The organism is Streptomyces sp. NPDC059455, assembly GCF_042750115.1.
Lineage (GTDB): Bacteria > Actinomycetota > Actinomycetes > Streptomycetales > Streptomycetaceae > Streptomyces > Streptomyces endocoffeicus.
In genome coordinates, this window is sequence record NZ_JBHYVB010000089.1 from 16561 (window position 1) to 25754 (window position 9194).

Here is a 9194-nt window from a genome sequence, read left to right on the forward strand (position 1 = left end):
TCAAAAACGAGGCCACCGGCCCACACGGCGGTGGCTTTTGGTGGGTTGGGTTGGTTTTTTTTAAAGACCCCGGGGCGGCACACCGTGCGGTGTGCGACGGATGCGCTAGGACGGCGGACAGGGAGGTCATCAGTGAGCGAACCGGCGACGACAACACGGCCCACCGCCCCGGACGGATTCATCGCCGACTGCCGGGCGCGGCTGGGCTTCGATCTGCTGGCCCGCACCTGGACCGCCGTCGTGATCTTCGGGCTGCGGGAGGGGCCGCGCCGCCCCGGCGAGCTGCGCGAGGCCATCGGCGGCATCAGCGCGAAAGTGCTCAATGACACCCTGCGCCGCCTGGAGGACGACGGGCTGGTGGAGCGGCACCGGTACGCGGAGGCGCCGCCCCGGGTCGAGTACGGGCTGACCCCGCTCGGGGAGACCCTGCTGGGGCCGGTCGAGGCGCTCGGGGCCTGGTCGGTGGAGTACGGGGACGCGGTGGTCGAGGCCCAGGAACGGGCCGAGCGGCGGCGAGGGCGGACGGAGCGGTAAGCCCCGCCCGGTGGCCCCGCCCCGGTGGCCCCGCCCGGTCCGGGCCCGGCCTCGAAGCCCCCCGAAACGCCACGTCACACGCTCCGCACCCGAGACCCACTGGACTACATACCGACTGGTCGGCATCATGAGGCGGGACGAACGGTCCGCCCGTTCCCCGTATACGAGTACGAGAGAGGTTCGATGAACGCAGGCAATCCCCCAGGGCTCGACCTCGAACGGCTCCGCGCCCACCTCGACCGCGAACGCGCGGGGCTGGTGCGCGGACCGCTGAGGGCCGAGCTGATCGAAGGCGGCCGCTCGAATCTCACCTACACCGTCACCGACGGCACGTCGCGCTGGGTGGTCCGCCGTCCGCCGCTGGGCCATGTGCTCGCCACCGCCCATGACATGGCGCGGGAGCACCGGGTGATCAGCGCCCTGCACCCGACGGCCGTGCCGGTGCCGGAGCCGCTGCTGCTGTGCGAGGACGAGTCGGTCATCGGATCGCCCTTCTACGTCATGGAGTTCGTCGAGGGCACCCCGTACCGCACCGCCGAGCAGCTCGCCGGCATCGGCCCGGAGCGCACCCGGCAGGTCGTGCTCTCCCTCGTCGACACGCTCGTGACGCTGCACTCCGTCGACCCGGCCGAGGTCGGGCTCGGCGACTTCGGGCGCCCGGAGGGGTTCCTGGAGCGGCAACTGCGCCGCTGGGGCAAGCAGCTGACCGCCTCGCGCAGCCGTGAGCTGGCCGGGATCGACGAGCTGCACGCCCGGCTCGCCAAGGCGCTCCCGGCCTCCCCCGCGCCCACGGTCGTGCACGGCGACTACCGCCTCGACAACGTACTGGTGAACGCCGACGACCGGATCACCGCGATCCTCGACTGGGAGATGTCCACGCTCGGCGATCCGCTGACCGACCTCGGGCTGATCGTGATGTACAGCGGTCATCCGAATCTCGCCGACTCCCCCATCTCCTCCACCCAGGGCGCCCCCGGCCACCCCTCCACGGACGAGCTGATCCAGCGCTACGCCGAGGGTTCGGGGCGCGATGTCAGCGGCGTCTCCTGGTACACCGCCTTCGCCTACTTCAAGCTGGCGGTGATCCTCGAGGGCATCCACTACCGCTACACCCTCGGCCAGACCCTCGGCACGGGCTTCGACCGCATCGGCGACATCGTCCCCGCCTTCATCGACCACGGCCTCACCACCCTCCAGGAGAGCTGATCCCGTCATGGACTTCGCATTCGACGCCCGGACCGAAGAGCTCCGCGCCAAGCTGCTCGCCTTCATGGACGAGTACGTCCATCCCGCGGAGGCGGTCGCCGAGCAGCAGCGGGCCGCGCTCGACTCCCCGTGGCTGACCCCGTCGGTCGTCGAGGAGCTCAAGGCCGAGGCCCGCCGCCAGGGGCTGTGGAACCTCTTCCTGCCCGACGCCGAGTACGGCGCGGGGCTGACCAACCTCCAGTACGCCCCGCTCGCGGAGATCACCGGCCACAGCCCCCAGCTGGCCCCCACCGCCCTGAACTGCGCCGCCCCCGACACCGGCAACATGGAGGTGCTCGCCCAGTTCGGCGACGAGCGGCAGCGCAAGCAGTGGCTGGAGCCGCTGCTCGCGGGCGAGATCCGGTCGGCCTTCGCGATGACCGAGCCCGAGGTCGCCTCGTCCGACGCGACCAACATCGAGACCCGGATCGAGCGCGACGGCGACGACTACGTCATCACCGGGCGCAAGTGGTACATCTCCGGGGCGATGAACCCCGACTGCAAGATCTTCATCGTGATGGGCAAAACCGACCCGGAGGGCGCCGATGTGCGCCGCCAGCAGTCGATGGTGCTGGTGCCGCGCGACACCCCGGGCGTCGAGGTGCGGCGGGCGATGCGGGTGTACGGCTACGAGGACCACTACCACGGCGGCCACGCCGAGGTGGTCTTCGACCGGGCGCGGGTGCCGGTCAGCAACCTCATCGGCGAGGAGGGCGGCGGTTTCGCCATCGCCCAGGCCCGCCTCGGCCCCGGCCGGATCCACCACTGCATGCGGCTGATCGGCATGGCCGAGCGCGGGATCGAGCTGATGTGCCGTCGGGCGGTGGACCGGCAGGCGTTCGGCAAGGCGCTCGCCCAGCAGGGGCAGGTGCACGAGTGGATCGCGGACGCGCGGGTGGCGGTCGAGCAGCTGCGGCTGCTGGTGCTGAAGACGGCCTGGCTGATGGACACGGCGGGCAACCGCGAGGCGCACACCGAGATCCAGGCCATCAAGATCGCGACTCCGCGCACGGTGGTGGAGATCCTGGACCGGGCGGTGCAGTTGCATGGCGCGGGTGGGGTGAGCCAGGACTTTCCGCTGGCCGAGCTGTGGGCTGCCGCGCGGACGTTGCGGCTGGCGGATGGTCCGGACGAGGTGCATCAGCGGTCGCTGGCGCGGCGGGAGTTGAAGCGGTACGTGTAGTTGAAGCGGTGCGCGTGGGGGCGGGGTGGGGTTTGTTCCCCGCCCCGCCCCTTCCCGCAGCATCCGATATGCGGCTCCGCCGCGTGGCGGGGCTCCGCCCCCGGACCCCCGGTCCTCAAACTCCCCCAGCTACCGCTGGGAGGTGCCCCCTGGACGGGCTGGAAAATCCAGCCCGTCCGGCGTTTGAGGACGTTTACGGCCGTAGCGCGCGCATCAGGAGGTCGGCCAAATGGTCGGCGACCTCCTGGGGGGCCCAGCGGCCGCCGGGGCGGTACCAGGTGCCCAGGTGGTGGACGGAGCCGAAGTGGTAGTCCACCACCAGGTCCGCCGGGGTCCGGGAGCTGAACACCCCGGCCCGCTGCCCCTCCTCGATCAGCGCGCGGAACCGCTCGTGGTAGCGGCGCCGCTCGGCGCGCACCTGCTTGTGCTTCTCCGGGCTGAGTTGGTGCATCGACCGGAAGAAGATGGTCGCGTCGTCGAGGTTCTCGATGGTGGTGACCACGACGTCGGCCGCCGCCTCCCGCAGCCTCGTCTCCACCGGCGCGTCGGCGTCCGCGAAGGCGTCCAGCCGCTCCTGCTGCAGCCGGAGCACCCGGCCGTAGATCTCGTGGAGCAGATCGTCCTTGGAGCCGAAGTAGTGGTAGAGCGCACCCTTGGTGACGCCCGCCGCCTCGACGATCTCCTGTACGGACGTCCGGTCGTAGCCCCGCTCCGCGAAGAGGCGGGTGGCAGCGGCCAGCAGCCGCTGTGGCACCGGCTGTCCGTCACCGTCCGTCGCTCTGGCCATGGTCGCCACCCGTTCTCTTCCTCTTCTCTCTCATCCTCGCAGTTCCCGCCGGAGGATCTTGCCACTGGTCGTCTTCGGCAGCTCGGGCAGGATCTCCACCTCGCGGGGGTACTTGTACGCGGCAAGCCGCTCCGCACAGTACGCGGACAGCTCGTCCGGTGTGACCTCGGCCCCTGATCGGAGGCTCACATACGCCTTGACCGTCTCGCCGCGGTACGCGTCGGGTTTGCCGACGACGGCCGCCTCCCGCACGGCGGGGTGAGTGTAGAGCACGTCCTCGACCTCACGCGGCCACACCTTGAAGCCCGAGGCGTTGATCATGTCCTTCTTGCGGTCGACCACGTACAGCCAGCCGCCCTCGTCCATGAAACCGATGTCGCCGGTGCGCAGTTCCCCGTCGGGGAGGGCGGCCGCGGTCGCCTCCGGGCGCCGCCAGTAGCCGGGGACCACCATCGGGCCGCGGACGACGATCTCGCCCTGCTCGCCGAACGGCACGTCCCGCCCCTCGTCGTCCGCGATGCGCACGATGGTGTCGGCGCCGGGGACGCCGACGGCGAGGGTGCCGGAGACCGGGTCGATGGGGGCGCGGACCCCGGGCGGGACGCTGGCGCAGGGCGCGGTGCACTCGGTGAGCCCGTAGCCGTTGTGCAGATACGGGCCGAGGCCGGACTGGAAGCGCTCGACCAGCGCGGGCGGCAGCGGGGCGCCGCCGGAGGAGATGATGCGGAAGGACGAGAAGTGGTCGCGGGTGGCCCGGGGGTGGGCCATCAGCGCCATGAAGGCGGTGGAGGGGCCCACGGTGTAGAGGGGGCGGTGCTCGGCGAAGGCGTCGAGGACGACGCCGGTCTCGAAGCGGTAGGCGAGGGCCAGGGTGCCGGCTCCGGCCACGCACGCGCACAGCTCGCAGACCATGCCGGTGATGTGGAACAGCGGGGCCAGTGCGAAGAGCGTCGAACCGGTGGGCAGCTCGTGGAGGAGGTGCTGCCGGTCGGCGTTGTAGGAGATGTTGCCGTGGGTGTTGGTGGCGCCCTTGGGGGTGCCGCTGGTCCCGGAGGTGTAGCTGATCAGCGCGATGTCATCGGCGCCGGGGGCGGGGACGGACGGCGGGCGGGCCCCGGCGCGGGCGACGGCGAGGAGGTCCTCGGTGTCCTCGGGGACCGGGATGGGCTGGTCGCGCAGCACCCGCTCGTCGTCGCGGGTCTGGAGGTCGCGGGCGTCGGCGGTGAGCGCGATGCGCACCGGGGACGCGGCGGCCGTGTCGCGTATGTAGTCCTCCCAGCCGTGGCGGGAGCAGACCAGGACGCTCACCTCGGCGTCGCCGAGGATGTGCGCGAGCTCGGCGCCCTTGTACATGGGGTTGACCGGGACGACCGTACCGCCCGCCTTCCACGCCCCCAGCAGCGCGAGCACGAAGTGCGGGGTGTTCTGGAGCATGATCGCGACGCGGTCGCCGGGCCGGAAGCCGCGTTCGGCGAGATGGCCGGCCACCCCGTCGGAGAGCTCGTCGACCTCCCGGTAGGTCAGCCGTCCGTCGAAGTAGGCGAGCGCCGGATGGTCGGGGGCGGTGCGCACGGCGTCCCGGAACGCGTGCAGCGGACTCGGCCGCGGGACGATCGGCCGGCGCTGTTTCTCATTGAGCTGAGCGAGCCATGGCTGGTCCTGGTATGTGGTCATGGGTGCGGCCCTGTCTCGACGGGGGTGAGGGTGGCGGGCGGAGGGGTACGAAAGATACGGGAGCGACCGGGCCGCGGGGTCAGCCCGAGGTCCCGGATGCCGCCTCGAGCTCTTCGAGCTTGCGCTGCAGCTTGTTGATGCCGCCCAGCCAGCGGTCGGTGTCGCCGGCGCGGGAGGCGTAGTGGCGGGCCACCTCGGGGTGCGGAAGGATCAGGAAGCGCTCCTCGTCGATGCCCGCGAGGACGGCGTCGGCCACCTGCTCGGGCTCGATCGCGGAGGGCGCCAGCACCAGCTCCCCGGCGGTCCCGGAGGCGGTGAGCATGTCGGTGCGCACCCCCTGCGGGCAGACGGCGTGGACGCCGATGCCGCGGTGGCGGTAGGTGCCCGAGAGCCATTCGGCGAAGGCGAGCGCGGCGTGCTTGGAGACGGCGTACGGCGCCGAGCCGATCATGGTGAGGATCCCGGCGGCGGAGACGGTGGCCACGAAGCGGCCGCTGCCGCGCTCCAGCCACTCGGGCAGCAGTTCCCGGGCGGCCCGCACATGGGCCATCACATTGACGTCCCAGGACTGCTGCCACAGCGAATCGTCGGCCTCGGGGCCGCCGTCGTGGCCGACGCCCGCGTTGGCGCAGAAGATGTCGATGGAGCCGCCCAGCGCCTCGCGGGCCGCGGGTACGACACCGGAGGCGTCACCGGGTACGGGGATCCCGCCGATCTCCCGGGCGACGGAGGCGGCCTTGGCGGCGTCGAGGTCGTTGACCACGACCCGGGCGCCCTCGGCGGCGAAGCGCCGGGCGAGGGCGGCGCCGATGCCGCCGCCCGCTCCGGTGATCACTACACGCGCCCCACGCACGGTACCCACGATTCGCAGCTCCTCGGATCGGCTCGGCTCGGCTCGGATCGGCTTCCGCCCAGCGCAGACTAACCAGTCGGTATGTGCAAACGGAAGAGGCATATCCGCCACGCCGCGGACGGCCGAGGGGTTACCCACCGACGACTGGTGGGTTACCGGCCGGGGCGCTCCTTGCGCATGACGCTGCGCCACCGCGCGTTCTCCCCCGCGAGCGCGCTCCACAGCACGTTGAGCGGATGGCCGGTGTCCTGCGCGGTGCGCTCCCCGGCCCGCACGAACACCCCGACCAGCACTTCCAGCTCCGGCCCCATGCCATCGGTCAGCTCCAGGGTGCGCAGCCCGGCCCCGGCCCGGATCCGCCCGTCGGCCACCGCGTCGCCGATGCCCTCGGTGACCAGCACACAGCCGCGCAGCACCCCCGAGGAGAGCAGCTCGAGACCGTACTGCACGGTGTCGATCTCGGCCGCGATGTGCAGCTCCTGGCGGTAGCGGGCGCCGAACCAGCCGCGCAGGAAGCCGGGTATGAGGCCGTCGGCGGAGACCGCGAGCGGCAGCCCGGCCAGCTCGCTCACCGGGACCGAGGGTCCGGGCAGCTCCTCGGCGTCGATGTTGGTGACCAGGGACAGCCCGCTGCGCCGCCACTCCATCACCTCGAAGCCGTCGAGCCTGCCGTCGTGGCCCGCCGTGGTGAGCACGCTGCCGCAGACCAGGTCGAGTTCCTTGGCGTCGAGCCGCTGGAGCAGATCCCGGGTGCGCACATGCTCGACCTTGAGCTCGACGCCCCGGCCGTCGAATTCCGCGGTGACCAGCTCCACGGCATTCAGCAGAAAGCCGAGGGTGTAACGGGTGGAGCCGACCACGAGCCGGCTGCCGAGCCGGCGGCGGGAGTCGTGCAGCCCCTCCCGCCAGTCCTCCAGGGTGCCGCGCGCGAGTCCGGCGAGCGACTCCCCGGTCGCGGTGAAGAGCACATTCTGACTGCGTCCCCGTTTGACCACCAGCGGCTCTCCGCACAGTGCGCCGAAGTTCCGGTTCAGGGTGTCCAGTTGTTTCTGCACACTGGACTGCTCCCGCCCCAGCAGCCGGGCGGCGCCCAGCGCGGTGCCCGCCTCATGGACCGCGAGCAACGTCCTGAGCTGGTCCATCGTGGTGTCCAGCAGCGCCGTCGGGTACTGCCATCGATCCTTTAAGGGCATTCCGGCCTTCCGCTCGAAGAGTATTCGGCACCCCAATGACGTTTCCGTTCGCAGCATAGTGCAGCGCCTTGTCATGTACTGATCCCGAGTACAGCGGCGATATTCTTCCGATGGATATTCGGGAATTCCCTATCACCGGACGGTGACGGAGCCCGGCATTCCAGGTTCGGCCCGTCCCATTCCGGGTAAGTCGAACGGCTGGCCGATTGTCCGACGGCGACCGTACGCGTGTCGTATGGCCAGCGGTCGGAGCAGTTGGGACGATGCACGCACATCGGACCATCCGAGGGGAAAGAACAATGACGGGGATGAGCGTAAGGCCGTACTGGGAGCTGAGATTCGACGCGGACGGGGACGTCGACACCCGGCAGCGGGACCGGGTGCTGGAACAGGCCGCTCAGCAGGAGCTCACCGATCTGGTGGTGTTCTCGCACGGCTGGAACAACACCCGGACGATGGCCACACGACTGTACGACCGCTTCTTCGCGCCCTTCCCGGGGCTGCTCGGCGAGGCGGGCCCGGCGCGGCCGGGCTATGTGGGAGTGGTGTGGCCGTCGATGCGGTTCGCCGACGAGTCGCTCGGGGGTTTACCCCGGGAACAGGCGCCCGGGGCGCCGCCGGGGCTCGACGCGGACACCCACCGGGCGCTGGACGTGGTCTTCCCGGGGCGGCAGCAGATCGTGGCGCGCCTCGCGGAGCTGCTGGCCGAGCGGCCGGAACGGCCGGCGGCGCTGGACGAGTTCGCGGTGCTGGTGCGCGGTCTGGTGCGGGTCCGCGGGATGTCCGGCGGCGCGGGGGACGCGGCGGACACGGACGCGGAGCCGGACGAGGACGGCGTACCGGCGATGTTCGGGGAGGACGTGACCGAGGTCTGTGAGCGGCTCGCCGCCGCGCTCACCGAGGCGCGCGGGAAGACCGACGCGGAGGACCGCGCCTTCTTCGACAGCGGGCTCGGCGGCATCTGGGACGGGGCGCACGAGCTGCTGCGCCAGGGGACGTACTACGTGATGAAGCGGCGGGCCGGCACGGTCGGGCGCGAGGGCCTCGGGCCGGTGCTCGGCGCACTCGCGGCCCTCCGGCCCGCGCCGCGGCTCCATCTGGTCGGCCACAGCTTCGGCGGCCGGCTGGTGTCGTTCGCGCTGACCGGGATGGCGGAGGGCGCCACGGTGGCCTCGGTGACCCTGCTCCAGGGGGCGTTCTCGCACTACGCCTTCGCCGAGCGACTGCCGCACGCGGCCGACCGCGGCGGGGTGCTGCACGACGCCCCGCGCCGGGTCAGCGGGCCGGTGGTGTCCTGCCATTCGCGCCATGACACGGCGCTCGGGCTGCTGTATCCGGTGGCGTCGCGGGTGTCCTGGGACGATGCCTCGCTGCTGCCGGGCGACATCCGCTGGGGGGCGATCGGGTACGACGGCGTCCAGGCGGTGGCGGGCTGCCCGCGGCTGGAGCTGGCCGAGGCGCTGGACGGCCCGTTCCCGGACGGAGGCTGTGTGAGCGTCGATGTCTCGGAGGTGGTCCGGCACGGTGTGCCGCCGGCCGGGGCGCACAGCGACATCTGCCATGAGGAGCTGGCCCGGGTGGTGCTGCGCGCGGGCCGGATCGGAGAGGGGTAGCGGACTGAGGGGCGGGGGGGGGGCGCCGGGGGGGGCGCCCCCCCCGAGGGCGCCCCGGGCGGCGCGGCGCGACCACCACCCCGAGAGGGGGGGGGGGGGGGGAATAATAAAA

Annotated in this window: 8 protein-coding genes; 4 read left to right on the plus strand and 4 right to left on the minus strand. The window is 71.8% G+C overall.

Annotation, left to right across the window (positions count from 1 at the left end; all coding sequences use genetic code 11):
* The first annotated feature begins 132 nt into the window (after positions 1-132).
* The 3 genes from ACFXB5_RS28380 (at position 133) to ACFXB5_RS28390 (ending at position 2962) form a co-directional block, all read left to right on the plus strand.
* A complete protein-coding gene (locus ACFXB5_RS28380; protein WP_385212746.1) occupies positions 133-534 on the plus strand; it encodes a winged helix-turn-helix transcriptional regulator in 402 nt (133 codons plus the stop codon).
* Between the two features lie 183 nt (positions 535-717).
* Positions 718-1740, plus strand: coding sequence for a phosphotransferase family protein (locus ACFXB5_RS28385; RefSeq protein WP_385212748.1), 1023 nt, complete (start codon positions 718-720; stop codon positions 1738-1740).
* A 7-nt stretch (positions 1741-1747) separates the two neighbouring features.
* Positions 1748-2962 (plus strand): acyl-CoA dehydrogenase family protein, encoded by a 1215-nt coding sequence (locus tag ACFXB5_RS28390; RefSeq protein WP_385212750.1) that lies wholly within the window; start codon positions 1748-1750, stop codon positions 2960-2962.
* A gap of 193 nt (positions 2963-3155) precedes the next feature.
* Here the strand turns inward: ACFXB5_RS28390 and ACFXB5_RS28395 are convergent, their stop codons facing one another.
* From ACFXB5_RS28395 to ACFXB5_RS28410, 4 genes are all read right to left on the minus strand, one after another.
* Positions 3156-3749, minus strand: a complete 594-nt coding sequence (locus ACFXB5_RS28395) for a TetR/AcrR family transcriptional regulator (RefSeq protein ID WP_121825018.1) — start codon at positions 3747-3749, stop codon at positions 3156-3158.
* A 30-nt stretch (positions 3750-3779) separates the two neighbouring features.
* Positions 3780-5423, minus strand: coding sequence for an AMP-binding protein (locus tag ACFXB5_RS28400; RefSeq protein WP_385212752.1), 1644 nt, complete (start codon positions 5421-5423; stop codon positions 3780-3782).
* 79 nt (positions 5424-5502) lie between these two features.
* Positions 5503-6285, minus strand: a complete 783-nt coding sequence (locus tag ACFXB5_RS28405) for an SDR family oxidoreductase (RefSeq protein WP_385212754.1) — start codon at positions 6283-6285, stop codon at positions 5503-5505.
* A 143-nt stretch (positions 6286-6428) separates the two neighbouring features.
* Positions 6429-7469: a LysR family transcriptional regulator gene (locus tag ACFXB5_RS28410; RefSeq protein WP_385212756.1), complete on the minus strand. Its 1041-nt coding sequence runs from the start codon at positions 7467-7469 to the stop codon at positions 6429-6431.
* Positions 7470-7768: 299 nt separating this feature from the next.
* Here ACFXB5_RS28410 and ACFXB5_RS28415 point away from each other — a divergent pair, with 299 nt between their 5' ends.
* Complete coding sequence (locus ACFXB5_RS28415; RefSeq protein ID WP_385212758.1) at positions 7769-9082, plus strand: serine-threonine protein kinase; 1314 nt, start codon at positions 7769-7771, stop codon at positions 9080-9082.
* The last annotated feature ends 112 nt before the right edge of the window (positions 9083-9194 follow it).